The following is a 23,951-nucleotide window of genomic DNA, read 5'->3' as shown; positions in this document are numbered from 1 at the left end:
AGCCTGGCCTCTGAATCGAGAGCCAGGCTTTGGGTTCTTATGATACATGTGTATTGGCTTGGTTTAATTTCTCGATCATGTCATCTAACATTTGATTCGTAAAGGCACCCATACTGAAGTTTACCATAGCACGGAGCGGAAGGTTTTCAAGCATAGCTTCCATCATTCCATCTTGTTGATCACTTGATGCCATATCACCAAAAGGACTATTTTCCATAAGTAATTCTTTCGCGATGGGTGCTAGTGTACGATCACGTAACAAATCGCCAACAAGTGTATTACGATGTACGATTAATGGAATCGATGCTGTACTATTTACGCGAATCGTTTCCTCTAACACCATTTCTGCTGACGATTTACCAATCATTATGGTAAAATCACCAGTTTCCACATGCCAATCTGAAAGGCCTACATGATAGTATGCAAATGCCCTTTTAGTTAATGAAAAGGTGACGAGCTTCTCTTCACCTGGCTCTACATACACTTTCTCAAACCCTTTTAATTCTTTATTTGGACGATTGATCGTACTTTCTTCATCTCGGACATAAAGCTGAACAACTTCCTTTCCTGCCCTATTTCCCGTATTTTTGACACGCACAGAAACATCCACTACTTCTTGATCCGTCACTTCTTTCTTATTTACTTGTAAATCACTATATGAAAATTGTGTATAGCTGAGACCAAATCCAAACGGAAATAGTGGTTGAATATTCTTGGTATCATAGTAGCGATAGCCAACAAATACACCTTCTCGATATTGCACGGTATCTGCTTCACCTGGGAAATCTAAGTATGACGGGTTGTCACTTAATGTCATTGGAAATGTTTCGGCTAATCGCCCACTTGGATTCACTTGTCCAAAAAGTACATCGCTAATCGCCCCGCCAAACGCTTGTCCACCTAAGTAACTTTCAATAACACCCTTTACTTGATCGAGCCATGGCATTTCAATCGGTGCGCCATTGCTTAATACAACAACTGTATTCGGCTGGACTGCGGCAACCGCTTCGATTAATTGACGGTGGTTCTCTGGAATTTGTAAGTGCTCACGATCATACCCTTCTGATTCAAAATGATCAGGTAAGCCAGCAAAAACCACAGCTGTTTCAGCATTCTTAGCAGCATCCTGTGCTTGTTTTATTTTCTCATCATCAACTTCGTCTTTGTCTAAATCATATCCAGCCGTATATTGGATATTCGCACCATAGGCCTTCATTTCCTCAATGGCGCTATCTATTTTCGTCGGATGAATATGTGAACTCCCACCACCTTGAATTCGTGCGTCTCAGCAAATGCGCCAATGACACTGATTGGTGACGACGTTGATAATGGTAAAACTTGATCTTGATTCTTGAGTAACACCATACTATCAGCGGCTACTTGTCTAGCGAACTTGTGATGTGCGTCTTGATCATAAGTTGCGTTTTCTTGGTTTTGTTGTATGGACTGATCAATCACTGTTAGAATCCGCTTCACTGCTGTGTTTAACGTTGCTTCTTGTAAATGGCCTTGATGGACCGCTTCAACAATCTTTTGATCATTTAACCCGTTATTTGCTGGCATTTCCAACTCAAGACCTGCTTTCAGACCATCTACTCGTTGATTCACTGCCCCCCAGTCAGAAACGACAAATCCTTCAAAGCCCCACTCATCACGCAATATCCCTGTTAATAATCGGTAACTTTCAGAAGCATATTCGCCGTTCACTTGATTGTAAGCACACATAACTGTCCATGGTTGTGCTTGTTTGACGGCATTTTCAAAGCTAGCTAAATAAATTTCTCTTAGTGTGCGTTCATCAATTTGTGCATCCACTGACATTCGCCGATGCTCTTGGTTGTTGGCTACAAAGTGTTTTAACGACGTACCAATACCTTTTGACTGAACGCCTTTGATATGATTGGTTGCTAATTGTGAAGATAAATATGGATCTTCAGAAAAATACTCAAAATTCCGACCACAAAGCGGAGATCGTTTGATATTAGCACCTGGCCCTAGTAACACAGCGACATCTTCTGCTTGTGCTTCTTCCCCCAATGCTTCACCGACTTGATGTAGTAATTCTTTATCCCATGTACTTGCTAAACCTGCTGCCGATGGAAAACAAATCGCAGGCACACTATCGTGAATTCCGAGATGATCAGCACCTTCTGCCTGCTTTCGTAATCCATGCGGTCCATCCGTAACCATGACAGATGGAATATCTAATCTCTCCATTCCTTTTAAATGCCAAAAATCTAATCCTGAACAAAGACTCGCTTTTTCTTCTACTGTCATACCTTCAATCATTTGTTCTATATCTTGTCTCACAAACATCCTCCTTTTCGCCATAATTGTAATCGATTTCATTATTGAAGTAGTTATTACTGATAAACCTTTAGATCACATGTATCAAAAAATTGATGGAAAAACGATTAATCATAATCAATACTCGAAACACCTCATGTATTCATTTTTACATGAATTCTAAAAATGCACAAATAATAAAAATCCACAGCCATCATTGGCTGAGGATTGTGTAACTGCGGTGAACGACGTGCTTTCCGCATACGTTTCCCATTCTGTCTTATCATGAAGGCGTAGATGCTTATACCTTAATACGGTCAATCAGATACGAAAAAGAGAAACGATTGAGATTTACTTGCCAAAAGATACGGAAGCTGTTTTACTCGCCTTTCGCTCGATCTTTCTATGTATACCACTTACTGGAGGTACCGTTTCAGCTCTTTCTAAAATTGTTCCCTCGTACCTGCATGGAGAATGATCACGGTATTTCCGTCGTCGTCTTCTTCTATCATGTACGCAAGCTCGTATGCTGTTTTGTTATGACGGATGTCATACCCATAGACCCCCTGCAAGGTCACCCGTCTTCGGTTCACCTGACTGATAGGGGTCTAGGCATATGCACTCAATTGCATTTTCATACTTATTTTTAAGCTGTTTATCTTTGATTTTCTTGAAAAACTGTTTGGCCGGATTCTGGACTCTCAGTTTCGATTTCTCCATGGCTATTCATCCTCTTCGAACAAATCCGACACAGATTCTACGTTCTCTGCGTTTTCATGAGCGTCCTTCATCCACGCTTCAACCGCAGGGCGGATATTGTTCTTCCTACGGTTGAATTCCTGGAGTAAATCTTCTCCTCCGTACCCTTCGTCGATAAGATCTTTGAGAATAAACTCTAAGAAGTCGTCATTGGTTTCTCGGACCGGGGTGATAACAATTTTATTTCCCTCAAGCTCTATATTGGCTTCGGTCTCCATTTCGAGATAATCGTAATATTCTTTCGGCACAGTGATCTGGCGTTTGTTGGAGATAGATATACGGCGCGATTTTTTTCTTGGTTCTTGGGCCATATCCCCATTCCTCCTTACCGTTGCTTTTATAGCCATCATTATGCCCCGCCCCCTTTAAAATATTCACGTTTTCCAAGAAACTAGTAAATTTACCTCTTTGTTTCTCGGATTCTTTGTCTTAATTATAATACGTACAGGATATGATACGCAAGTTTTCCTTATATGGAAATGGCGCATGCACGAGTACCTCCAAGGAAATTCAAGTATTCATAGCGAAAGGTGTTTATGGCAAGATAAAAGTACATAGTAATGTAGCGTAAAGATACACAACGCTGTACACAAAAAAATGGAGAAAGAAAAAAGGCTTGCCAGCCTCCAAATAATACCCTACTGTTATTGGTGTCTAATCAAAACAGTGGAGGTTGAAAGGAATGCTGACAATGCCTGAAATTAATTCTATCAAATGTTTAAGAAATGATAAATCATTATCTATGAATGAGATTGCAGATATTCATAAAATCAATTGGAGAACCGCTAAGAAATATGCTGATGGTGAACAGATACCTAAGGAAAAAAACGAAAAGAAGAAAGGGATGATGTATGAAGAAGAATGGGGAGACATAGTATCTGACTGGTTATTGGAGGATCAAAAGTTAAGAAAAAAATTACGTCGGACAAACAAGACATTATTTAAGGGATTGCGGGAAATGGGATTTCCGGTTCCTACAGAACGGTATGTCATTTCGTAAAGGAGTGGAGAGAAAGCCTGCTTGGTATTGACGTTGCCTTTTAGTAATTGTGCCTTTGCCGTTCCATGAACATCAATATATTTCCCGTCTTTCACTGCCTCCATCAGACCGAAGTCAAGTTGCGCTTCTGCCGGTGGATGAGAAAGCCTATCATAATTCTTATCATATTCCTCCCCATCAGGGTGACTTAGATGGACAAGGAACAAGAATCATGACCCACCTTATATTTATCTTGACAATGGGGTCCACTTTAAATAGCTGATATAATGGCATCATATTTTTGGGTAGGTTGCATTTCATAAAAGATAAGTAATTCTTTTGGTCATTCTTAGTAAAACATAGCATCCAAGTACTAAAAACGGATTTAAAAAGATAAACAATAAGTTATCACTCGGTAAATATATTGAATTGCTATTACTAAACAAATTTCGCAATTGCTAAAGGAATATTAATTAGTGAACAAACAAAAATAACCATACTTATTATGTAGAGGTATTGTTTTTTAGAAGTATGACTGTCCAGTATCTTACCAAAAAAGTAAGCTAATAAAGTCAATATGAAAATACCTATCGTTAGTGTAAATATATTAAGCATCCCGACAGTCACTACTACAGTATTAGTAATGAAGGGGCTAAGACTTGGAATCTCATTTAACAAATTCCTTAGATAAAAAATATGCTAATGAAATAGAATGAAAAATTCACAAAAATCCCAGTGAATTTTAGCAAAATTTGTTTATTCATAGTAAGTGTTATAGTATCACCTCTTTAAAATGAAATTTGCACTATAAAAATAATAATTGATGAAATGATCAACAATTGTGTTACTCCTAATGCTACCTTTATTGGAGTTGAATTGATACGAAAATACAATTGAAGGCTAAATATTACTGTTGAACTTAAGAGTAAAAACAAAGAAACCTTATAGAACTCTAAAATTAGAAATAGCAGTCCAATAATCATACATAATGTAGAAAAATAATTATTTTTTTTATGAATTTTATCTCAACTCCTTTTCATGTTATATACCATTCTACTACAGCACCTAAAAACAATAAAAGTATTATTATAAAGATTAACAAGATAATTTTAAATGTTTCATCAATTAATATCTTCTTATTGGGATGAGAACTAAATAAAATACGAACTATTATTGTAATTGATTTAAACCCTATTATACTTGCACAAAGTAAAGCTGGTACTTCAAATACACCATGAGGAACTATCTTTACTAGAACTTCATAAAAGTTCATTCCTCCATTCAGTTGATCCCTAATTGAAATACTTACAATAATACCGTTTAGCACTAAAAAGATAATTGTACCGATGCCAACAATAACAAGTCCAGACATTAGTGAAAGTGAAGCAATTATATTATTGAAATATAAATCAAGTAAACTATTCGGCTCGATCTGCAGACTTCATAGTAAGCAAGCAAAGCCAAGTACTGCAAAATTATTAAGACACAAATTCAACAGAATTCTACCCGAATTTGGACATTAGGAAAATTACCCCAGTATTGCCAGAAGGTTATTAATGATTGGGCAGAAGAAATAAAAACTTTCAATGACTACAAGATACAAGCATATTTAGTATTTAAGTATGCTATGAAAATGGATTATATAATTACTAATCCGTTTGACAAAATAACTCTGCCTAAACCCCAGGATCAATATTATATTAAAGTTAATGGTAAAAGGGAAAACTTTTACTCAAAGCAAGAACTAAAGGACTTTTTACACGCTATTGAAGACGAACCATTAAACCATACTTTTTTTCATCTTGCAGCATATACTGGTGCGCGTAAAGGAGAGCTTTTAGCACTAAATTGGTCAGATATAAACTTTGCAAATAAAACCATACATATTTACAAAAATCTTTATTTTGAAAAGAAACAGAATCAACTACTTACAACAAAGTATCCAAGTTCTGACCGTATTATTGCTATTGATAATGATACTATATCTGTGTTGAGAGAATGGAAGCAAGAACAGATGAAACAATACAAAAGCATAAACCAATCCTTTTTGGAAGATGATCTGCAACCTGTGTTCACTAAGTAACATCAGTTCAAGAAAAAAATGAGTTATATCAGGTTAGCGTACTTCAATGAGCAAACAACCAGAATTGTTCGGGACAACCCTACTTTTCGCCCTATAAGTGTTCATGGAATGCGACACACTCATGCAAGCCTATTAATAAGTGATGGAGCAGATCCAAAAGACATTCAAGAACGTCTAGGCCATAAAGATATACAAACATAAGATATACAAACAACGATGGATGTTTATACGCACGTTACAAAATACACTTCACAAAAAACAGCTGATACATTTCAAAATTATTTAAAATCAGAATAAATATAGTCAAAATATAGTCACAAAAACGCAAATTTAGTATATAAAAAGCACCTAATCCGAAATGGAAAAGGTGCTTTAAACGTTGGCATATTAACGCTTTGAGAACTGTGGTGAACGACGTGCTTTTTTAAGACCGTATTTCTTACGTTCTTTCGCACGAGCGTCACGAGTTAGGTAGCCAGCGCGCTTTAATGTTTGGCGGTATTCCGGGTCCGCTTCTAACAATGCACGAGCTACACCATGGCGGATTGCACCTGCTTGACCAGTGAAACCTCCACCATCAACGTTTACAAGAATATCATAGCTACCTTCCGTTTCAGTAGCTGCTAATGGTTGCTTAATAATTGTACGCAATGTTTCATATGGAAAGTAGTCTTCCGCATTACGTTTATTAACAAGAATACGTCCACTGCCTGGAACAAGACGTACACGTGCAGTTGATTTTTTACGGCGTCCGGTGCCGTAGTATTGTACTTGTGCCACGATGATTAACCTCCTTTTTTATTATCCACGAAGTTCGTATACTTCTGGTTGTTGTGCTTGATGCTTGTGTTCAGGGCCACGATATACGTGTAATTTTTTACCCATTTGACGTCCTAAACTTCCCTTAGGCAACATACCTTTAATGGTTGTTTCGAGCATCTGTTCAGGATACTGTTCACGCATCACACCAGCTGTACGAGATTTTAGCCCGCTTGGGTGATTTGAGTGACGATAATACATCTTATCTGTATGTTTCTTACCTGTCAGTGCGATTTTTTCCGCATTGATGATGATCACATGATCGCCAGTGTCAACATGCGGCGTATATGTTGGTTTATGCTTTCCGCGAAGGATTGTCGCCACTTCACTTGCTAAGCGACCTAGCGTTTGACCTTCTGCGTCCACAACAAACCATTTACGTTCAATATTGTTTTCATTTGCCATGAAAGTTGAGCGCATGATCGGTTACCTCCTATATCATTTCATCGATTCATCGTTATTTGTCCGAATTTATATTCTAACACGAGTAACTTTCCGGGGCTATTCGTGGTTTAGAAATAAAATGCCATAGACCATAATATAACAACCCGTCAAGAATGTCAACAGTTGGACGCGGGGATTCGTTGTTTTTATTCATTTCTTTTGTAAAGTGCTTCTGTTTTGCTATCCTTACAATCAATACCGCACAACTTATTATTCATAAAACACTTCCCATAGATATAAACCTTGTGCTGGTGCGGTATCGCCAGCGTATATACGGTTTTTTACCTGTAGTATCGTTTCTAACTCTTCTGGCAAACGTTCGCCTCTGCCAATTTCTAAAAGAGTCCCAACAATAATCCGGACCATATTGTATAGAAATCCTGTCCCTCGAACACGGAAAATAAACTCATCCTCGTCCCGATCAATCCAAGCCTCTGTAATGGTACGAACTTTGTCATCTTGCTGATTGTTATTCGAGCCGCAGAACGAACTGAAATCGTGTGTACCTTCTAAGATGTGGCAAGCTTCTTGCATAGCTTTCACATCAAGTTGGTGCGGTGTACAGTAGACATAATGCCTTCGAAAAAGGTCGCGCCTTTTGCCTTGTACAATGATATATCGATATTCTTTTTCTTTGACATCATATCTCGCATGAAAATGATCATACACATTTGATACTTGTAACACTTCAATATCAGCTGGCAGCATGGTATTTAGCGCTTGCTCCCATTTCTCCGTCGGTATCGATAAATCCGTATCGAAATGGATCACTTGGCCCATAGCATGCACACCTTGATCCGTGCGCCCAGAAGCATGTACACGAACAAACTGACCTTTGTGTATTTTTTGCAATACTTTTTCCAACTCTTCTTGAACAGTACGGACATTGGGTTGTATTTGGTATCCTGAAAAATGTGTTCCATCATAACGAATGACTGCTTTCATTCTCATTGATTCAACCACCTTCTATGATTGTACAAATATAAATAATAGAATCATAAGTCCATAGAGGATCATAGCAACATAATCGCGTTTCTGTAAGATAAGTGCTCGAATATTCGTCCTTCCTTCTCCCCCTCGATAACCTCTAGCTTCCATCGCAAGTGCTAAGTCATCCGCTCGACGAAAGGAACTGATAAATAAAGGAATGAGTAAAGATACAACAGCATATGCTCTTGATTTTAAACTTCCGCTACGAAAATCCACCCCTCTTGATGCCTGTGCTTTCGAAATCTTATCCGTTTCCTCCATTAAGGTCGGAATAAAACGGAGCGTAATCGAGACCATTAGCGCAAATTCGTGAACAGGAACACCGACCTTCTTCAACGGTGAAAGCAATTTTTCTAAACCATCCGTAATGGCCATCGGAGGCGTCGTTAATGTTAAGAGCGATGTGAAGAAGACAAGTAAAAATAAGCGCACCGAAATTTCTATTCCTCGAATCACACCACCTGTATATATCGTTAATGGCCCAATAGTTAGTAACGCTTGGCCTTCATTAGTCATGACGACATGTAAAAAAAACGTAAACAATAAAAATATACCAACTGGCATAATGCCTTTCAAAATATAGCTCAGCCGAATTTTTGTAGCCAGTGCCACCACGATCACAAATGTTGAAAATAGTACATAGCTATACAAATGGTTCGCAAAGAATACGATAAAAACAAATATAAAGACCATTACCAATTTAATGCGTGGATCTAAGCGATGAATCACTGAACCAGTTGATATGTATTGTCCGATTAGGAATGAAGGTGTCATTGATCCTTTATCTCCTTGAGTTCCTGAGAGATTTTTTGTGCGAGTTCAGAAATCGGCATTGTTTCATCCAATTGCGAAGAGTTCCGTTGATTCCATTTATTCACAAAGGAAATTCTTTCTGGTAAATCGAGTTTAGCTTGTTGTAATAGCGTCTCTTGCTGTGTCAATTCATGGGGGGTACCTTCGATTAATTTTTGACCATTTTCAAGAACAATGATCCGATCGGCATACGTAAATGCCATTTCCATATCATGTGTTACCGAGACAGTTGTTCGTCCCTTCGTTTGGTGGAGATGATAAAACATATCCATGATTTCTTTTTGTCCCATCGGATCTAAACCGGCTGTCGGTTCATCTAATACGAGTATTTGTGGATCAGTCACGAGAACACCAGCAATGGCGACTCGTCTCTTCTGTCCACCACTTAATTCAAATGGTGAACGTTCTAAGACATCCTCATGCAACCCAACAGCAGCTAGGGCATTGTGAACCCGTGTTTCGAATTCACTTTCATCTATGCCAAAGTTTTTCGGACCGAATAACAGATCTTTTTGTACGGTTTCTTCAAAGAGTTGGTGTTCAGGATACTGAAAAACAACGCCCACATGTTTCCGTAATTGTTTCATATCTTTGGGGCGGTTTTTCTTGGAAAGATGAAAATCGCCGACTTTCACCTCTCCCTCGGTTGGTTGGCGTAACCCATTCAAATGTTGAAGTAAAGTTGATTTGCCTGAACCGGTGTGACCGACAATGGCTAACCATTCACCTTTGTTTAATGAAAACGAAATATCTTTAAGTGCGCGATGTTCAAAAGGGGTTCCCTGCTGATAAATATAACTTACTCTGTTAAATGAAATGTCCATAATTGATCTAGTAGCTCCTTATGGTTCATTGGATCATCAAGTGAAATTCCTTGTTTATATAACTCATTTGTTAGCTCTACAATAAAAGGGATACGTAATCCATACTCATCAAGCAACTCTTGTCTGCAGAACAATTGTCTTGGTGTGCAATCCTCAGCAATTTTTCCCTGATCAATTACTAACACACGATCCGCATACATCACTTCTTCTGTATCATGGGTGACAGTAACATGCGTCATATTCTGCTCTCGTTTCAATTGGCGAAACAACTGATTGATCGATTCGGTCCCATGTGGATCGAGCATGGATGTCGCCTCGTCTAATAACAATATCTTCGGCTCAACAGCCAATACGCTTGCAAGTGCTATGCGTTGTTTTTGCCCGCCTGATAAGTCATGAGGTTCACGATCTCGATAAGCAAGCATTCCTACTTGCTGCAAACTTCTTTCAATCCGATGGGTCATTTCTTCTCTTGGTACAGCCAAATTCTCTAAACCAAAGGCCACATCGTCATAAACTGTTGTGCCGACAAATTGATTTTCTGGATTTTGAAATACGAGTCCGACTTGTGAACGAATATCCCATATTGTTTCTTCATTAACGATTTGACCATCAATGAAAATTTCACCTGCTTGTGGTTGTAATAAACCAATCATAAGTTTGGCGATGGTTGATTTCCCTGAACCATTTTTTCCGATTAATGCAACAGATTCATTTGACTGAACCACAAAACTAACATCATCAAGTACCCATGGCTCATTTTCATGATAGCGAAAGGATACATGACGAAATTCGATCCAACTCATGTCCGCTCTCCTTCTTTCGATTCACCACATATATTTCCCGGGTAATATTTTCATTTTATCACATGGCATCATGATTAAAATCACTACTTTATCACTTACTTTCATTCTATAAAAAAAGGGCTTGGATGCACCTCTTAGCGAGATTATCCTGCCCTTGCTAGTCATGATTATACGAATTCAATAATCGCCATATTCGCACCGTCACCGCGACGAGGTCCTAGCTTTAACACTCTTGTGTAACCACCTTGACGCTCATCATAGCGAGCAGCGATGTCGTTAAATAGCTTTTGTAGTGCATCTTCGTCTTCATTTGCCTCAGAATCATAAAGAAATGAAGCTGCCTGACGACGTGCATGAAGATCACCACGTTTGCCTAGTGTTACCATTTTATCAGCAACTGAACGAAGCTCTTTTGCTTTTTCTTCCGTTGTTTCTAAACGTTCATGGATAATCAAGTCCGTTGCTAAATTACGTAGTAACGCCATGCGTTGATCAGTTGTACGTCCTAATTTTCTAGCCATGGATTATCCCTCCTTCACTCGTAATCTCTTAAAGGTGTCTACGTTATTCATCATTACGCAGGCCAAGTCCTAGATCTTCTAGCTTATGTTTCACTTCTTCTAGAGACTTGCGACCAAGATTTCGTACTTTCATCATATCTTCTTCCGATTTATGCGCTAATTCCTGAACCGTATTTATCCCCGCACGCTTCAAGCAATTGTATGACCGAACAGAAAGATCCAATTCTTCAATCGTCATTTCTAAGACTTTTTCTTTTTGGTCTTCTTCTTTTTCAATCATAATTTCTGCATTCTTCGCTTCTTCTGTTAACCCTACAAAAATATCCATATGTTCTGTAAATATTTTTGCAGCGAGGGAAATCGCTTCTTCCGGTCGAATACTTCCATCAGTCTTCACATCGAAAGTTAGCTTATCATAGTTCGATATTTCACCGATACGTGTATTCTCTACTTGATATGTCACTTTTTCTACTGGTGTAAAAATAGAATCAACAGGAATAACACCAATCGGGCGATCTTCATGATTATTTACCTCAGCAGGGCGGTAACCTCTTCCGCTTTGTGCAGAAATTCGCATCTTTAAATGACCATTACTATCTAACGTAGCAATGTGAAGGTCTGGATTTAATATTTCGACATCACTATCAAAAATGATATCTGCAGCCGTAACTTTTCCTTCTCCCTGAACATCTACCTCAAGCGTTTTTTCTTCATCGGAATAAATTTTTAGCGCAAGCTTTTTAAGGTTTAAGATGATTGTTGTAACATCTTCGACAATACCATCTACGGTAGAAAACTCATGGAGTGCACCATCAATTTGTACAGATGTTACAGCAGCGCCAGGAAGTGAAGATAATAGGATACGACGCAAGGAGTTACCAAGTGTAGTACCATATCCACGTTCGAGTGGTTCTACAACAAATTTTCCATAAGTAGCATCATCACTGATTCCTACTGTTTTAATTTTTGGCTTTTCAATTTCGATCATTCATAAACCCTCCTTTAAAACGTCGAAACCCCGGTTAGACAGTTCGTCTAACCGAAATTCCCCAGGTCGGCAGTTCCCGCTTTCGCACGTTCTCAGTAATCCGCCTTTATCGATTACCATATTTTCGCAATCTTATGAAGCTATCATAAACCATTATAGACAGATTAACAAATAATATACTGCTATTATACGCGACGACGTTTCGGTGGGCGACAACCATTGTGAGGTACCGGTGTAACATCACGAATGGCCGTAACATCTAGACCTGCTGCTTGAAGGGAACGAATTGCCGCTTCACGTCCAGCTCCAGGACCTTTTACAGTAACTTCTAGCGACTTTACTCCATGGTCCTGAGCAGCTTTGGCTGCTGCTTCTGCTGCCATCTGTGCTGCGAAAGGCGTCGATTTACGGGAACCTTTGAATCCTAGCGATCCGGCACTGCTCCAACTTACGGCATTACCTTGTACATCAGTAATGGTAACAATCGTATTGTTAAATGTAGAACGAATGTGTGCAACACCCGTGTCTATATTCTTTTTTACTCGGCGCTTACGTGTGTTTGTTTTACGTGCCATCGTTGATCAAACCTCCTTTATTGTTATTTTTTCTTATTAGCCATTGTTTTTTTAGGGCCTTTACGTGTACGAGAGTTGTTTTTCGTTTTTTGTCCGCGAAGTGGCAAACTACGACGATGACGAATTCCACGATATGACCCGATTTCAATTAATCGTTTAATGTTTAGGGAATTTTCACGACGAAGATCCCCTTCAACCGTTAAGCTATCTACTTGTTGACGAATTTTGCTCAGTTCATCTTCTGTTAAATCGCGTACAGGGGTATTTCCGGGTACACCTGCATTTTCTACGATTTCTTTAGCCATTGATTTTCCAATGCCATAAATATAGGTTAAAGAAACCTCAATATGCTTCTCACGTGGTACATCCACACCAGCAATACGTGCCATAGACGATTACACCTCCTTAATCATTATCCTTGTTTTTGCTTATGCTTCGGGTTTTCGCAGATCACCATAACTTTACCTTTACGGCGAATAACCTTACATTTTTCACAAATTGGTTTTACAGATGGTCTTACCTTCATCTTTTATACCTCCTTTTGTATCGGAGCATTCGATTATTTATAACGGTACGTAATACGACCTCTTGTTAAATCATACGGAGAAAGTTCAACCGTTACTTTATCTCCAGGTAAAATACGGATGAAGTGCATACGAATTTTACCAGAGACATGCGCTAATACGGTATGACCATTCTCTAACTCCACTTTAAACATCGCATTTGGCAACGTGTCCGTTACCGTACCTTCAACTTCAATTGCATCGTCTTTTGCCATCGAGTTGATCTCCCTTCTTCAAATCTGTCTGTATTTCATCGACAAATTTATTAATAGCGTAACGCAATTTCCCATTGGTTACACGCCCTGTTTCCAGAAGGCTCCTTTGTACTTCAGGTGACACATAGTTTGTGCAGAAAATATGCTGGACATTTTTCTTCTTCGGTCGATCATATTTCCGCTTATCTCCGTCTGCTAATAGTACAAAACGACTGTCCACTATGCCAATTACAAGTGCATATTGACCTGTTTCACGTCCCTGTGCGATTTGGACAACTTGACCTAATTCCGGATACCTCTCCGATTCGCTCAACCATCATCACCTTCATTATAGGGTAATTTACGATATCACTAGCATCCCACAATCATCTAACGGTTAGTACTCCTTCTTTCAAAATACTTACGAATGATTTTGTAACGCGTCGTCAATATCTTGAAAGACTTGATCAATTTGCTGAGAGCCATCGATGGTCACAAGATCGTCTTTTTCTTCATAGAAATCTAACATTGGTTGTGTCTGTTCCATATTTACTTGCAGACGATTCTTCACCGTAGTTGGCTGATCGTCTTCACGCTGAATTAATGTTTCGCCGTCATTGTCACAAATACCCTCTTCCTTTGGTGGTTGAAACTCAACATGATAAGTGGCACCACATTGAGGGCAAATGCGTCGACCTGTTAATCGATTGACTAATTCATCTTCTGGAACTTTTACATGTATGACAGAATCGATGGACCGATCCATATTTTGTAACAATTGATCCAATGCTTCTGCTTGTGCCAACGTACGAGGAAAGCCATCTAGCAAGAAACCTTGCTGACAATCTTCCTTGTTTAACCGATCTTCCACAATGCCGATTGTCACTTCGTCAGGAACAAGATCACCTTGGTCCATAAATTGTTTAGCTTTCTTTCCAAGATCCGTACCTTCCTTAATGGCTAGCCGAAACATATCACCAGTTGAAATATGAGGGATTTGATATTTTTCAACAATCTTCTCTGCTTGTGTACCTTTACCAGCACCTGGCAAACCCATTAGGATTAAATTCAATGGTATTCCCCTCGCTCTCTGTCTGTTCCATTTTGAAGTAGATTATTTAATGAAGCCTTGGTAGTTTCGTTTCACTAATTGTCCTTCAAGTTGCTTCATTGTCTGTAATGCTACACCGACAACAATTAATAACCCAGTGCCACCAATTTGGACCGCTTGTGGCAATCCAGCTACACTACTTAATACTAAAGGTAGTACCGATATCGCAGCCAAAAAGAGCGAGCCAACAAAGGTTAGTCGATACATGACACGAGTTAAATACGTTTCTGTGTTCTTACCTGGTCGAATACCAGGAACATAACCACCTTGCTTTTTCAAGTTATCTGCCATTTGTTCAGGGTTAACTTGAACAAATGTGTAGAAATAAGTGAACGCAAGGATGAGAATGACATAGATCACCATTCCAATAGGTTGGGTATAATCAAAGATATTCTCGATAGTCGAAGCAATTTCATTATTCTCAAAGAAACTTGCGATCGTTCTTGGTGCAATAATAAATGAAATAGCAAAGATGACTGGAATAACCCCTGCTGCATTCACTTTTAACGGTAAATGCGTCGATTGACCACCTACTGGAGAACGATTCACTAAACGTTTGGCATATTGAACTGGGATTTTACGTAACGCCTGTTGAATAAAGATGACACCAACTGTCACGGCAATGACCATCAATACAATTAATGCAACAATGACAATATTTAGGAACAACTCATCTCCAACATCTCCACCAAAATATTGTGCATAAATTTGGTTTACACCATTCGGAATTGCCGCAACAATACCAGCAAAAATTAAGATAGAGATTCCGTTACCTACACCATGTGCGGTAATTTGCTCCCCTAACCACATAAGAAATGCAGTACCACTTGTTAAAACAATGGCAATTACGAGAAATTTACCGACTCCAGGGTTTTGGATTAACATTCCTTCAGACATGGCATTAAAGCCGACAGACATCGCACATGCCTGGATGAACGCAAGGACAATGGTAAAATAGCGCGTAAATTGCGCAAGCTTTTTACGGCCCATTTCACCTTGCTTTTTCCATTCCGAAAATTTTTGAACGACATCCATCTGTAACAGTTGCATGATAATGGATGCTGTAATGTATGGCATAATCCCCATGGCAAAAATCGAAAAGTTCTGTAAGGCTCCACCGCCAAATGTGTTCATTAAGCCAAACACATTTTGCTCATTCATAAAGTCAATCGCACTACGATCGGTAAACGGTACAGGGATAAATGTTCCGATACGAAAGACGACAAGCATTAACAGTGTAAACAAAATCTTTTGCCGGATATCTGCCACACGCACAAAATTGGAGATTGTACGAAACATTAAATCACCTCAGTTTGACCGCCCGCTGCTTCGATCGCTTCTTTAGCGGAAGCAGAAAACTTATGAGCTTTTACTGTTAGTTTTTTATCTAATTTTCCATTACCGAGTACTTTTACGCCGGACTTCAACTTACTAATGGTACCTTGTTCTAGTAAAAGCTCAGGTGTCACTTCAGTACCTTCTTCAAACGTATTTAACTTATCTACATTCACAATCGTGAACTCTTTACGGTTAATATTTGAAAACCCGCGTTTAGGTACACGTTGGAATAAAGGCATTTGTCCACCTTCAAATCCAGGACGAACACCACCGCCAGTACGTGCTTTTTGACCTTTATGTCCACGACCTGATGTTTTACCATTTCCCGTTGACATACCACGGCCAACTCGATTACGTTTCTTGCGAGCTTGTGATGGTTTTAATTCATGAAGTTTCACGCGAACACCTCCTCTTTTAAACTTTTTTTCTTAAACTTCTTCCACGTTGACTAAATGGGATACTTTATTAATCATGCCTCGCACGACAGGAGTATCTTCACGGACTACTGATTGATGAACTTTTTTCAGACCTAGAGTTTGTACTGTTGATCTTTGTTCCTCAGGTCTTCCAATAACACTGCGTTTGAGGGTAATTTCTAATTGTTTAGACATTGACTTTCCCTCCTTATCCTAGTTCTTCTACCGACTTGCCACGTAGTTTAGCGACATCTTCTGCTCGCTTCAACTCGTCAAGTCCGTTAATGGTTGCACGAACCATGTTAATCGGTGTATTAGAACCTAATGATTTAGAAAGGATATCTCCAATTCCAGAAAGTTCTAGCACCGCACGTACAGGACCACCAGCGATAACCCCTGCACCTTCAGCAGCTGGTTTTAATAAAATGTTTCCAGCTCCGAAATGACCAGTGATTTGATGTGGAATTGTTGTACCTACCATTGGTACTTCAATTAAGTTCTTCTTCGCATCATCAATTGCTTTTTTGATCGCGTCCGGTACTTCTTGAGCTTTACCTGTACCAAACCCAACGTGTCCGTTTTTATCTCCGACAACGACTAGTGCAGCAAAGCGGAAACGACGTCCACCTTTCACTACTTTAGCTACACGATTAATCGTAACTACGCGTTCTTCTAGATCTAATTTATTTGGATCAATGTTTGTACGCACGAAATGTCCCTCCTTTTCTAATTAAAATTCAAGTCCTGATTCGCGGGCAGCATCTGCTAGGGATTTGACACGACCATGATACAAGTAGCCGCCTCGGTCAAATACAACACTCTTATACCCTTTATCTTGCGCGCGTTTTGCAACTAATTCGCCAACTTTTTGTGCAGCTTCTACATTACCAGTTGCTTCTACGTTTAATTCGTTATCTAAAGTTGAAGCACTTGTAATGGTTTCGCCTTTCTCATCGTCAATTAGTTGTGCATAAATGTGTTTATTGGAACGGAATACGTTTAAACGTGGGCGCTCAGTTGTTCCGTATAAACTTTTACGAATGCGCTCATGTCTTTTTTTACGCACATCATTCTTATCCGGCTTTGTGATCATCTAGGCCACACTCCTTTCTGCTTGCTAACTAACCTTACTTAGCAGTTTTACCTTCTTTACGACGTACATGTTCACCTTCATAGCGAAGTCCTTTACCTTTATATGGCTCAGGAATACGAATCGAGCGAATATTTGCAGCAACTGCTCCAACTAACTCTTTGTCGATTCCTTTTACAACAATACGTGTATTGGATGGAACTTCAATATCTACACCTTCGACTGGTTCCATTTCTACGGGGTGAGAGTAACCTGCGTTAACAACCAATTTCTCGCCTTGTTTTTGTGCACGGTAACCTACACCTTGGATTTCTAAGGCTTTCTCAAATCCTTTATGCACACCTTCTACCATGTTACCAATAAGGCTACGAGTAGTACCGTGTAAGGATTTGTGCAATTTCGTTTCGCTCGGACGCTCTACCGTTAGTGTGTTATCATCCACTACGACCTTCATATCTTGATGGAATGTACGGGTTAATTCACCTTTAGGTCCTTTAACAGTAACTTCATTACCATTAACCTTTACTTCCACACCCTCAGGAATTTCTAACGTTTTAAAACCTATACGTGACAAATCTTCCACCTCCTCATCATCAAAAATATTCTTACCAAATATACGCTAGCACTTCGCCACCAATTGCTTGTGAGCGTGCTTCTTTGTCAGATAGTACACCTTTTGAAGTTGATACAACGGCGATGCCTAGACCGTTAAGAACTTTTGGTATCTCATCAGCTTTAGCATACACACGAAGTCCTGGTTTACTGATTTTTTTCAGTCCAGTAATTACGCGTTCATCGTTTGAACCGTATTTTAAGAATAAACGAAGAATACCTTGCTTGTTGTCTTCAATAAATTCATAGTCACGGATATATCCTTCACGTTTCAATATATCAGCAACTTCTTTCTTTAAGTTAGACGCCGGAAATTCTAATTTCTCGTGTCGTACCATATTCGCATTACGGATGCGAGTTAGCATATCTGCGATTGGATCAGTCATGACCATTTCTCATTACCTCCTTCCCTATTCGGGTTTTACCAGCTTGCTTTTTTAACACCAGGAATTTGACCTTTATATGCTAGTTCACGGAAGCATATACGGCAAAGTTTAAATTTACGAATAACAGAATGTGGACGTCCACAACGTTCGCAACGAGTGTATTCACGTACTTTAAACTTCTGCTTACGTTGTTGCTTCTCAATCATTGCTTTTTTAGCCACAGTTTTCCCTCCTTATTATTTTTGGAAAGGCATGCCAAGTTGATGTAAGAGTTCTGATGCTTCTTCATCACTATCTGCACTTGTTACGATGACAACATCCATTCCTCTCACTTTGTTCACTTGATCATAATTAATTTCTGGGAAAATCAATTGCTCTTTAATTCCTAAAGTATAATTTCCGCGGCCATCGAATGCTTTCTTAGAAATCCCACGGAAGTCACGCACACGTGGTAGTGAAACATCAATTAATTTCTGAAGAAAGTCATACATACGTTTACCGCGCAAAGTAACTTTTGCACCAATCGGCATTCCAGCACGTAGACGGAATCCAGCAATTGACTTCTTCGCTTTCGTTACAATTGGCTTTTGACCGGAGATTTGTGTTAATTCTTCAATGGCATTATCTAATGCTTTGGCGTTTTGCACAGCATCTCCTACACCCATATTAATAACGATTTTTTCGATTTTTGGTACTTCCATAACAGAATCATAATTAAATTTCTCCATTAAACCAGAGACAATATCATTCGTGTATTTTTCTTTTAATGCGTTCATCAAGTAGACCTCCTTTCGCGCTTAAGTCTATTTATCTAAAGCTTCACCTGATTTTTTAGCGATACGAATTTTTTTGCCATCACGTACTTCGTGTCCAACACGTGTTGGTTCACCAGACTTCGGATCAACTGGTAGTACGTTTGAAACATGGATCGATGCTTCTTGATTAATAATCCCGCCTTGAGGATTTTCTTGAGATGGTTTGGCGTGTTTCTTCACGACATTTACATCTTCAACAAGTACACGCTCTTTCTTCGGATAAGCGGCAATAATCGTTCCCTGTTTGCCTTTATCTTTCCCAGAAATCACTTGCACTTTATCTCCTTTTTTTACATGCATATATGCGCACCTCCTTACACGGTTATTCCGTTCGTGCTTTATAATACTTCTGGAGCTAGAGATACGATTTTCATAAATTTCGCATCACGCAATTCACGCGCTACTGGACCAAAAATACGAGTACCTCTTGGACTTTGGTCATCACGAACAATGACAGCTGCGTTCTCATCAAAGCGAATGTAAGAACCATCTTTACGTCTTACGCCACTTCTTGAACGAACAATGACAGCTCTGACAATTTCACCTTTTTTAACAACGCCACCTGGTGTTGCTTGTTTTACCGAGCAAACAACAACGTCACCAATGTTAGCTGTCTTACGTCCTGAACCACCTAGTACCTTGATGGTTTGAACTTCACGAGCACCAGAGTTATCGGCAACTTTCAAACTAGATTCTTGTTGGATCATCTTCGTGCACCCTCCCTTCGGAATTCATCCGAGCTGTTTCTAATTAAATAATAACTGCTTCTTCAACAACTTCAACTAGACGGAATCGTTTCGTAGCTGAAAGTGGTTTAGTTTCCATGATTTTCACGATATCGCCGTTTTTCGCTTGATTATTTTCATCATGCGTTTTGAATTTCTTTGAATACTTGACACGTTTACCATAAAGAGAATGGAATTTATACGTTTCAACCACAACCGTAATGGTTTTATCCATTTTATCTGAAATGACGCGCCCTGTATAAACTTTGCGATCATTACGTTCACTCATGAGGCTAACCTCCTTTTTTATCCGTTATTTACGCTTAATTCTCTTTCACGAATAACTGTCTTCATACGTGCAATCGACTTACGTACTTCACGAAGACGTGCTGTATTTTCCAATTGACCAGTCGCCAATTGGAAACGAAGATTAAAAAGCTCTTCTTTTAACGACTGAATATTTTGTTCAATTTCGGCAGTGGTTAGTTCTCTAATTTCATTAGCCTTCATTGATATCACCACCAATTTCTTCACGTTTTACAAACTTTGTTTTGATCGGTAGTTTGTGGGATGCAAGACGAAGTGCTTCACGTGCTACTTCTTCTGATACACCTGCTACCTCAAACATAATCTTTCCTGGTTTTACTACGGCTACCCATCCTTCAGGCGCACCTTTACCAGAACCCATACGAACTTCTAATGGTTTTGCTGTGTAAGGTTTATCTGGGAAAATTTTAATCCATACCTTACCACCACGCTTCATATAACGAGTCATCGCTATACGAGCTGCTTCGATTTGACGACTTGTAATCCAAGACGCTTCCACTGCTTGCAAACCATATTCACCAAAAGTAACGGAAGTGCCGCCTTTTGCTTTACCTCTCATACGTCCACGATGTTGCTTACGATGTTTTACACGTTTCGGCATTAACATAATGCTTGCCTCCTTCCTTATTGATCCGATTTAGTTGGAAGGACTTCTCCACGATAGATCCATACTTTTACGCCTAGCTTACCGTACGTAGTATCTGCTTCTGCAGTATCATAATCAATATCTGCACGTAAAGTATGAAGTGGAACTGTTCCTTCGCTATAGCTTTCAACTCTTGCCATATCTGCTCCGCCTAGACGGCCAGAAACTTGTGTACGAATACCTTTTGCGCCTGCACGCATCGCTCTCTGAATCGACTGCTTTTGCGCACGACGGAATGATACACGGTTTTCTAATTGACGAGCAATGTTTTCTGCTACAAGTGATGCATCTAAGTCTGGTTGCTTCACTTCAACAATATTAATGTGAACTCTCTTACCTGTTAGTTGGTTCAGCGCTTTTCTTAGTACTTCTACTTCTGAACCACCTTTACCAATGACCATTCCTGGTTTTGCTGTTGAAATAGAAATGTTCACACGATTTGCCGCTCTCTCTATGTCAATTTGAGATACCGCGCCATCTGTCAGGCGTCCTTCAATATATTCACGGATTTTAATATCTTCATGTAACAAATCTGCATAGTCTTTACCTGCATACCATTTCGATTCCCAATCACGAATCACACCGACACGCAGACCCGTTGGATTCACTTTTTGTCCCACAGATTATCCCTCCTTTTTCTCAGATACAACCACTGTAATGTGGCTAGTTCTTTTGTTAATTTGTGTTGCACGACCTTGTGCACGTGGGCGGAATCTCTTGAGAGTAACACCCTCATCTACATATATTTGAGCTATTTCTAAATTGTCTGGATTCATTTCATAATTATGTTCTGCGTTTGCGACCGCAGAATTTAATAACTTTTCCACAACTGGTGATGCACTGCGTTGGGTGTGTTTCAAAATCGCAATTGCTTCTCCTACTTCTTTGCCACGGATTAGATCAACTACTAAACGGGCTTTACGAGGAGCAATGCGAACAGATTTTGCAACTGCTTTTGCTTGCATCAGGAGTACCTCCTCTCAATTAGCGTTTTGTTTTCTTGTCGTCTCCAGCATGGCCTTTGAATGTACGTGTTGGAGCAAATTCGCCTAATTTGTGTCCAACCATATCTTCAGTTACGTATACTGGAACATGTTTGCGACCATCATATACCGCGATCGTATGACCAACGAAGTGTGGAAAGATGGTAGAACGACGAGACCATGTTTTCACAACTTGTTTTTTATTATCTTCATTTAACTTTTCGATCTTTTTCAAAAGATGGTCATCTGCGAAAGGTCCTTTTTTTAAGCTACGACCCATGAATAAGCCTCCCTTCGCGATTGACAGACGGGTAATATCCCCCGTCGTTCAATCCCGTTATTTTTTGCGTTTACGTACGATGAATTTATCTGATGGTTTATTACGTTTACGCGTCTTGTAACCAATTGTCGGCTGACCCCATGGTGATACTGGTGATGGCATACCAATTGGCGCACGTCCTTCACCGCCACCGTGTGGGTGATCGCTAGGGTTCATAACAGAACCACGTACTGTTGGGCGCTTGCCTTGCCAACGAGAACGTCCAGCTTTACCAACGTTAATCAGTTCATGTTCGATATTACCAACCTGGCCAATCGTTGCACGGCAAGTACCTAAAATCAAGCGTACTTCACCAGAAGATAAACGCACTAAAACGTATTTACCTTCACGGCCTAAAATTTGTGATTGTGCACCTGCAGAGCGAACAAGTTGCGCTCCTCTACCCGGTTTTAATTCAATATTATGAACGACTGTACCTACCGGAATATCTTGTAGTGGCAATGCATTACCTAGTGTAATATCTGCCTCAGATCCCGATTGAATCTTATCTCCTACTTTCAAGCCTTTTGGCGCTAGAATATAACGCTTCTCTCCGTCTGCGTAATGTACTAACGCAATATTAGCTGAGCGGTTCGGATCATATTCGATAGTAGCAACGGTACCTGGTATTCCATCTTTATCACGCTTAAAGTCGATGATACGGTACTTACGCTTATGTCCACCGCCTTGATGACGAACCGTTAACCTTCCTTGGTTATTGCGACCACCTCTTTTACTAATAGGTGCTAGCAATGACTTCTCAGGTTGATCCGTCGTGATCTCTGTAAAATCAGATGCGCTCATTCCACGACGACCATTGGAAGTTGGTTTGTACTTTTTAATCGCCATCTCTTTTCCCTCCTTCTGTTACATATTATAACGTTTCAAAGAAATCTAGTTCTTCACTGTCTTCAGAAAGTTCGACAATCGCCTTTTTCTTATCTGGACGATAGCCCCCATAACGACCCATACGCTTAAATTTGCCTTTTTTGTTAAGCGTGTTGACGTTTGTGACTGTCACGCCAAAGATTGTTTCTATAGCTTGTTTAATTTCCGTCTTATTAGCTTCTCTACTTACCTCAAACGTGTATTTCTTATCTGCCATTAAGTCAGCAGAATTTTCTGTAATGACAGGGCGCTTAATAATATCACGAGGATCTTTCATTATGCAAGCACCTCCCCTGCTTTTTCCGCTGCTTCTTTCGTCAAGATCAGCTTGTCATGTGTAAGCAAGTCTAATACGTTCACTCCACTTACAGTTAATACTTTTACATTCGGTAGATTATTTGCAGAAAGTGATAATGTTTCGTCGTTTTCTGCTGTTACGATTAATGCTTTTTCATCGACATTCAATGAAGAAAGTATTGAAACTACTTCTTTCGTCTTTGGTGCATCGATCGTAATTCCGTCAAGAACGTATAGGTTATCTTCTTGTACTTTAGAAGATAATGCAGACCTCACTGCCAATCTACGCACTTTTTTCGGTAATTTGTAGCTATAATTTCTCGGTGTAGGACCAAATACAGTTCCTCCACCTAC

Annotated in this window: 39 protein-coding genes and 2 pseudogenes; 2 read left to right on the top strand and 39 right to left on the bottom strand. The window is 39.6% G+C overall.

The window, feature by feature from the left end; genetic code table 11:
- Positions 1–37: 37 nt before the first annotated feature.
- The 4 genes and pseudogenes from J416_RS03385 to J416_RS03375 all read right to left on the bottom strand — a co-directional run bounded on the left by J416_RS03385 (position 38) and on the right by J416_RS03375 (position 3,356).
- A pseudogene (locus tag J416_RS03385) lies at positions 38–2,310 on the bottom strand (glycoside hydrolase family 3 C-terminal domain-containing protein).
- 419 nt (positions 2,311–2,729) lie between these two features.
- Positions 2,730–2,864, bottom strand: coding sequence for a type II toxin-antitoxin system RelE/ParE family toxin (locus J416_RS16395; protein WP_276116420.1), 135 nt, complete (start codon positions 2,862–2,864; stop codon positions 2,730–2,732).
- On the bottom strand, positions 2,836–3,006 hold the full coding sequence (locus J416_RS16390) for a type II toxin-antitoxin system RelE/ParE family toxin (RefSeq protein ID WP_003464732.1): 171 nt from the start codon (positions 3,004–3,006) through the stop codon (positions 2,836–2,838). The genes J416_RS16395 and J416_RS16390 overlap by 29 nt, the downstream gene beginning before the upstream one ends.
- Positions 3,007–3,008: 2 nt before the next feature.
- Complete coding sequence (locus J416_RS03375) at positions 3,009–3,356, bottom strand: AbrB/MazE/SpoVT family DNA-binding domain-containing protein (protein ID WP_040512806.1); 348 nt, start codon at positions 3,354–3,356, stop codon at positions 3,009–3,011.
- 371 nt (positions 3,357–3,727) lie between these two features.
- Between J416_RS03375 and J416_RS15645 the strand changes: the two genes are divergently transcribed.
- Complete coding sequence (locus tag J416_RS15645; RefSeq protein ID WP_003464726.1) at positions 3,728–4,045, top strand: hypothetical protein; 318 nt, start codon at positions 3,728–3,730, stop codon at positions 4,043–4,045.
- A 1,015-nt stretch (positions 4,046–5,060) separates the two neighbouring features.
- Here the strand turns inward: J416_RS15645 and J416_RS16660 are convergent.
- Entirely contained in the window at positions 5,061–5,456 is a 396-nt protein-coding gene (locus J416_RS16660) for a stage II sporulation protein M (RefSeq protein WP_420805424.1), read from the bottom strand.
- Positions 5,457–5,651: 195 nt separating this feature from the next.
- On the opposite strand from J416_RS16660, the pseudogene J416_RS03360 reads away from it, so the two are divergent.
- Positions 5,652–6,308: pseudogene (locus J416_RS03360) on the top strand (site-specific integrase).
- 186 nt (positions 6,309–6,494) lie between these two features.
- Here the strand turns inward: J416_RS03360 and rpsI are convergent.
- From rpsI to rplD, 34 genes are all read right to left on the bottom strand, one after another.
- Positions 6,495–6,887 carry a 30S ribosomal protein S9 gene (gene rpsI, locus J416_RS03355; protein ID WP_003464692.1) on the bottom strand — a complete coding sequence of 131 codons (393 nt, stop codon included), beginning with the start codon at positions 6,885–6,887 and terminating at the stop codon, positions 6,495–6,497.
- Positions 6,888–6,908: 21 nt separating this feature from the next.
- Entirely contained in the window at positions 6,909–7,346 is a 438-nt protein-coding gene (gene rplM, locus J416_RS03350) for a 50S ribosomal protein L13 (RefSeq protein WP_003464690.1), read from the bottom strand.
- Positions 7,347–7,580: 234 nt separating this feature from the next.
- Positions 7,581–8,321, bottom strand: a complete 741-nt coding sequence (gene truA / locus J416_RS03345; RefSeq protein ID WP_003464688.1) for a tRNA pseudouridine(38-40) synthase TruA — start codon at positions 8,319–8,321, stop codon at positions 7,581–7,583.
- A 15-nt stretch (positions 8,322–8,336) separates the two neighbouring features.
- The gene (locus tag J416_RS03340) at positions 8,337–9,134 is read right to left on the bottom strand and encodes an energy-coupling factor transporter transmembrane component T family protein (RefSeq protein ID WP_003464686.1); all 798 of its coding nucleotides are present in this window, start codon (positions 9,132–9,134) and stop codon (positions 8,337–8,339) included.
- Positions 9,131–9,997: an energy-coupling factor transporter ATPase gene (locus tag J416_RS03335; RefSeq protein WP_003464684.1), complete on the bottom strand. Its 867-nt coding sequence runs from the start codon at positions 9,995–9,997 to the stop codon at positions 9,131–9,133. The genes J416_RS03340 and J416_RS03335 overlap by 4 nt, the downstream gene beginning before the upstream one ends.
- The gene (locus J416_RS03330; RefSeq protein WP_003464681.1) at positions 9,973–10,803 is read right to left on the bottom strand and encodes an energy-coupling factor transporter ATPase; all 831 of its coding nucleotides are present in this window, start codon (positions 10,801–10,803) and stop codon (positions 9,973–9,975) included. Before J416_RS03330 ends, J416_RS03335 begins: the two co-directional genes overlap by 25 nt.
- 167 nt (positions 10,804–10,970) lie before the next feature.
- Entirely contained in the window at positions 10,971–11,324 is a 354-nt protein-coding gene (rplQ, locus tag J416_RS03325) for a 50S ribosomal protein L17 (RefSeq protein WP_003464678.1), read from the bottom strand.
- A gap of 43 nt (positions 11,325–11,367) precedes the next feature.
- On the bottom strand, positions 11,368–12,312 hold the full coding sequence (locus J416_RS03320; protein ID WP_003464676.1) for a DNA-directed RNA polymerase subunit alpha: 945 nt from the start codon (positions 12,310–12,312) through the stop codon (positions 11,368–11,370).
- A 185-nt stretch (positions 12,313–12,497) separates the two neighbouring features.
- Entirely contained in the window at positions 12,498–12,887 is a 390-nt protein-coding gene (gene rpsK / locus J416_RS03315; protein WP_003464673.1) for a 30S ribosomal protein S11, read from the bottom strand.
- Between the two features lie 23 nt (positions 12,888–12,910).
- Positions 12,911–13,276, bottom strand: coding sequence for a 30S ribosomal protein S13 (gene rpsM / locus J416_RS03310; protein ID WP_003464671.1), 366 nt, complete (start codon positions 13,274–13,276; stop codon positions 12,911–12,913).
- A 23-nt stretch (positions 13,277–13,299) separates the two neighbouring features.
- Complete coding sequence (gene rpmJ, locus J416_RS03305) at positions 13,300–13,413, bottom strand: 50S ribosomal protein L36 (protein WP_003156543.1); 114 nt, start codon at positions 13,411–13,413, stop codon at positions 13,300–13,302.
- A 33-nt stretch (positions 13,414–13,446) separates the two neighbouring features.
- Positions 13,447–13,665: a translation initiation factor IF-1 gene (infA, locus tag J416_RS03300; RefSeq protein ID WP_003464670.1), complete on the bottom strand. Its 219-nt coding sequence runs from the start codon at positions 13,663–13,665 to the stop codon at positions 13,447–13,449.
- Positions 13,643–13,978, bottom strand: a complete 336-nt coding sequence (locus J416_RS03295) for a KOW domain-containing RNA-binding protein (RefSeq protein ID WP_003464669.1) — start codon at positions 13,976–13,978, stop codon at positions 13,643–13,645. Before J416_RS03295 ends, infA begins: the two co-directional genes overlap by 23 nt.
- Before the next feature lie 87 nt (positions 13,979–14,065).
- Positions 14,066–14,716, bottom strand: coding sequence for an adenylate kinase (locus J416_RS03290; RefSeq protein WP_003464668.1), 651 nt, complete (start codon positions 14,714–14,716; stop codon positions 14,066–14,068).
- Between the two features lie 42 nt (positions 14,717–14,758).
- Positions 14,759–16,054, bottom strand: a complete 1,296-nt coding sequence (gene secY / locus J416_RS03285) for a preprotein translocase subunit SecY (RefSeq protein ID WP_003464667.1) — start codon at positions 16,052–16,054, stop codon at positions 14,759–14,761.
- Entirely contained in the window at positions 16,054–16,491 is a 438-nt protein-coding gene (gene rplO, locus J416_RS03280) for a 50S ribosomal protein L15 (RefSeq protein ID WP_003464666.1), read from the bottom strand. Before rplO ends, secY begins: the two co-directional genes overlap by 1 nt.
- Before the next feature lie 30 nt (positions 16,492–16,521).
- Positions 16,522–16,704: a 50S ribosomal protein L30 gene (gene rpmD, locus J416_RS03275; protein WP_003464651.1), complete on the bottom strand. Its 183-nt coding sequence runs from the start codon at positions 16,702–16,704 to the stop codon at positions 16,522–16,524.
- 13 nt (positions 16,705–16,717) lie between these two features.
- Positions 16,718–17,218: a 30S ribosomal protein S5 gene (gene rpsE / locus J416_RS03270; protein WP_003464647.1), complete on the bottom strand. Its 501-nt coding sequence runs from the start codon at positions 17,216–17,218 to the stop codon at positions 16,718–16,720.
- A gap of 21 nt (positions 17,219–17,239) precedes the next feature.
- Positions 17,240–17,602: a 50S ribosomal protein L18 gene (gene rplR / locus J416_RS03265; RefSeq protein WP_003464646.1), complete on the bottom strand. Its 363-nt coding sequence runs from the start codon at positions 17,600–17,602 to the stop codon at positions 17,240–17,242.
- Between the two features lie 34 nt (positions 17,603–17,636).
- Positions 17,637–18,173 (bottom strand): 50S ribosomal protein L6, encoded by a 537-nt coding sequence (gene rplF, locus J416_RS03260; RefSeq protein ID WP_003464643.1) that lies wholly within the window; start codon positions 18,171–18,173, stop codon positions 17,637–17,639.
- A gap of 31 nt (positions 18,174–18,204) precedes the next feature.
- On the bottom strand, positions 18,205–18,603 hold the full coding sequence (rpsH, locus tag J416_RS03255) for a 30S ribosomal protein S8 (RefSeq protein ID WP_003464639.1): 399 nt from the start codon (positions 18,601–18,603) through the stop codon (positions 18,205–18,207).
- Between the two features lie 29 nt (positions 18,604–18,632).
- The gene (locus tag J416_RS03250; RefSeq protein WP_003464638.1) at positions 18,633–18,818 is read right to left on the bottom strand and encodes a type Z 30S ribosomal protein S14; all 186 of its coding nucleotides are present in this window, start codon (positions 18,816–18,818) and stop codon (positions 18,633–18,635) included.
- Between the two features lie 15 nt (positions 18,819–18,833).
- On the bottom strand, positions 18,834–19,373 hold the full coding sequence (gene rplE, locus J416_RS03245; RefSeq protein WP_003464637.1) for a 50S ribosomal protein L5: 540 nt from the start codon (positions 19,371–19,373) through the stop codon (positions 18,834–18,836).
- Between the two features lie 27 nt (positions 19,374–19,400).
- Entirely contained in the window at positions 19,401–19,712 is a 312-nt protein-coding gene (gene rplX, locus J416_RS03240; RefSeq protein ID WP_003464636.1) for a 50S ribosomal protein L24, read from the bottom strand.
- A gap of 38 nt (positions 19,713–19,750) precedes the next feature.
- Positions 19,751–20,119 carry a 50S ribosomal protein L14 gene (gene rplN, locus J416_RS03235; protein ID WP_003464635.1) on the bottom strand — a complete coding sequence of 123 codons (369 nt, stop codon included), beginning with the start codon at positions 20,117–20,119 and terminating at the stop codon, positions 19,751–19,753.
- A 43-nt stretch (positions 20,120–20,162) separates the two neighbouring features.
- On the bottom strand, positions 20,163–20,426 hold the full coding sequence (gene rpsQ / locus J416_RS03230; RefSeq protein WP_003464634.1) for a 30S ribosomal protein S17: 264 nt from the start codon (positions 20,424–20,426) through the stop codon (positions 20,163–20,165).
- 17 nt (positions 20,427–20,443) lie between these two features.
- Entirely contained in the window at positions 20,444–20,647 is a 204-nt protein-coding gene (gene rpmC / locus J416_RS03225; protein ID WP_003464632.1) for a 50S ribosomal protein L29, read from the bottom strand.
- A complete protein-coding gene (gene rplP / locus J416_RS03220; protein WP_003464630.1) occupies positions 20,637–21,071 on the bottom strand; it encodes a 50S ribosomal protein L16 in 435 nt (144 codons plus the stop codon). Before rplP ends, rpmC begins: the two co-directional genes overlap by 11 nt.
- Before the next feature lie 17 nt (positions 21,072–21,088).
- Positions 21,089–21,730 carry a 30S ribosomal protein S3 gene (rpsC, locus tag J416_RS03215; RefSeq protein WP_003464627.1) on the bottom strand — a complete coding sequence of 214 codons (642 nt, stop codon included), beginning with the start codon at positions 21,728–21,730 and terminating at the stop codon, positions 21,089–21,091.
- Positions 21,731–21,733: 3 nt separating this feature from the next.
- A complete protein-coding gene (gene rplV / locus J416_RS03210) occupies positions 21,734–22,075 on the bottom strand; it encodes a 50S ribosomal protein L22 (protein ID WP_003464624.1) in 342 nt (113 codons plus the stop codon).
- Positions 22,076–22,094: 19 nt separating this feature from the next.
- The gene (rpsS, locus tag J416_RS03205) at positions 22,095–22,373 is read right to left on the bottom strand and encodes a 30S ribosomal protein S19 (protein ID WP_003464621.1); all 279 of its coding nucleotides are present in this window, start codon (positions 22,371–22,373) and stop codon (positions 22,095–22,097) included.
- Between the two features lie 57 nt (positions 22,374–22,430).
- The gene (gene rplB, locus J416_RS03200) at positions 22,431–23,261 is read right to left on the bottom strand and encodes a 50S ribosomal protein L2 (RefSeq protein ID WP_003464618.1); all 831 of its coding nucleotides are present in this window, start codon (positions 23,259–23,261) and stop codon (positions 22,431–22,433) included.
- A gap of 25 nt (positions 23,262–23,286) precedes the next feature.
- Positions 23,287–23,577 carry a 50S ribosomal protein L23 gene (gene rplW / locus J416_RS03195; protein ID WP_003464617.1) on the bottom strand — a complete coding sequence of 97 codons (291 nt, stop codon included), beginning with the start codon at positions 23,575–23,577 and terminating at the stop codon, positions 23,287–23,289.
- A partial coding sequence (gene rplD, locus J416_RS03190; protein WP_003464613.1) for a 50S ribosomal protein L4 occupies positions 23,577–23,951 on the bottom strand: 375 nt, incomplete at its 5' end. The genes rplW and rplD, both read right to left, overlap by 1 nt.

Origin of the sequence: Gracilibacillus halophilus YIM-C55.5 (assembly GCF_000359605.1) — a bacterium.
GTDB classification, from domain to species: domain Bacteria; phylum Bacillota; class Bacilli; order Bacillales; family Amphibacillaceae; genus Gracilibacillus; species Gracilibacillus halophilus.
This window is presented reverse-complemented; position numbering and strand designations above follow the sequence as displayed.

What these genes read in the sequence shown, in the direction of transcription:
- J416_RS16390 (WP_003464732.1), bottom strand. Translation starts at nt 3,006, where the DNA reads ATGGAGAAATCGAAACTGAGAGTCCAGAATCCGGCCAAACAGTTTTTC.
- J416_RS03375 (WP_040512806.1), bottom strand. Translation starts at nt 3,356, where the DNA reads ATGGCCCAAGAACCAAGAAAAAAATCGCGCCGTATATCTATCTCCAAC.
- J416_RS15645 (WP_003464726.1), top strand. Translation starts at nt 3,728, where the DNA reads ATGCTGACAATGCCTGAAATTAATTCTATCAAATGTTTAAGAAATGAT.
- rplM (WP_003464690.1), bottom strand. Translation starts at nt 7,346, where the DNA reads ATGCGCTCAACTTTCATGGCAAATGAAAACAATATTGAACGTAAATGG.
- truA (WP_003464688.1), bottom strand. Translation starts at nt 8,321, where the DNA reads ATGAGAATGAAAGCAGTCATTCGTTATGATGGAACACATTTTTCAGGA.
- J416_RS03340 (WP_003464686.1), bottom strand. Translation starts at nt 9,134, where the DNA reads ATGACACCTTCATTCCTAATCGGACAATACATATCAACTGGTTCAGTG.
- J416_RS03335 (WP_003464684.1), bottom strand. Translation starts at nt 9,997, where the DNA reads ATGGACATTTCATTTAACAGAGTAAGTTATATTTATCAGCAGGGAACC.
- J416_RS03330 (WP_003464681.1), bottom strand. Translation starts at nt 10,803, where the DNA reads ATGAGTTGGATCGAATTTCGTCATGTATCCTTTCGCTATCATGAAAAT.
- rplQ (WP_003464678.1), bottom strand. Translation starts at nt 11,324, where the DNA reads ATGGCTAGAAAATTAGGACGTACAACTGATCAACGCATGGCGTTACTA.
- J416_RS03320 (WP_003464676.1), bottom strand. Translation starts at nt 12,312, where the DNA reads ATGATCGAAATTGAAAAGCCAAAAATTAAAACAGTAGGAATCAGTGAT.
- rpsK (WP_003464673.1), bottom strand. Translation starts at nt 12,887, where the DNA reads ATGGCACGTAAAACAAACACACGTAAGCGCCGAGTAAAAAAGAATATA.
- rpsM (WP_003464671.1), bottom strand. Translation starts at nt 13,276, where the DNA reads ATGGCACGTATTGCTGGTGTGGATGTACCACGTGAGAAGCATATTGAG.
- rpmJ (WP_003156543.1), bottom strand. Translation starts at nt 13,413, where the DNA reads ATGAAGGTAAGACCATCTGTAAAACCAATTTGTGAAAAATGTAAGGTT.
- infA (WP_003464670.1), bottom strand. Translation starts at nt 13,665, where the DNA reads ATGGCAAAAGACGATGCAATTGAAGTTGAAGGTACGGTAACGGACACG.
- secY (WP_003464667.1), bottom strand. Translation starts at nt 16,054, where the DNA reads ATGTTTCGTACAATCTCCAATTTTGTGCGTGTGGCAGATATCCGGCAA.
- rpmD (WP_003464651.1), bottom strand. Translation starts at nt 16,704, where the DNA reads ATGTCTAAACAATTAGAAATTACCCTCAAACGCAGTGTTATTGGAAGA.
- rplR (WP_003464646.1), bottom strand. Translation starts at nt 17,602, where the DNA reads ATGATCACAAAGCCGGATAAGAATGATGTGCGTAAAAAAAGACATGAG.
- rpsH (WP_003464639.1), bottom strand. Translation starts at nt 18,603, where the DNA reads ATGGTCATGACTGATCCAATCGCAGATATGCTAACTCGCATCCGTAAT.
- rplE (WP_003464637.1), bottom strand. Translation starts at nt 19,373, where the DNA reads ATGAACGCATTAAAAGAAAAATACACGAATGATATTGTCTCTGGTTTA.
- rplX (WP_003464636.1), bottom strand. Translation starts at nt 19,712, where the DNA reads ATGCATGTAAAAAAAGGAGATAAAGTGCAAGTGATTTCTGGGAAAGAT.
- rplN (WP_003464635.1), bottom strand. Translation starts at nt 20,119, where the DNA reads ATGATCCAACAAGAATCTAGTTTGAAAGTTGCCGATAACTCTGGTGCT.
- rpsQ (WP_003464634.1), bottom strand. Translation starts at nt 20,426, where the DNA reads ATGAGTGAACGTAATGATCGCAAAGTTTATACAGGGCGCGTCATTTCA.
- rpmC (WP_003464632.1), bottom strand. Translation starts at nt 20,647, where the DNA reads ATGAAGGCTAATGAAATTAGAGAACTAACCACTGCCGAAATTGAACAA.
- rplP (WP_003464630.1), bottom strand. Translation starts at nt 21,071, where the DNA reads ATGTTAATGCCGAAACGTGTAAAACATCGTAAGCAACATCGTGGACGT.
- rplV (WP_003464624.1), bottom strand. Translation starts at nt 22,075, where the DNA reads ATGCAAGCAAAAGCAGTTGCAAAATCTGTTCGCATTGCTCCTCGTAAA.
- rpsS (WP_003464621.1), bottom strand. Translation starts at nt 22,373, where the DNA reads ATGGGTCGTAGCTTAAAAAAAGGACCTTTCGCAGATGACCATCTTTTG.
- rplB (WP_003464618.1), bottom strand. Translation starts at nt 23,261, where the DNA reads ATGGCGATTAAAAAGTACAAACCAACTTCCAATGGTCGTCGTGGAATG.
- rplW (WP_003464617.1), bottom strand. Translation starts at nt 23,577, where the DNA reads ATGAAAGATCCTCGTGATATTATTAAGCGCCCTGTCATTACAGAAAAT.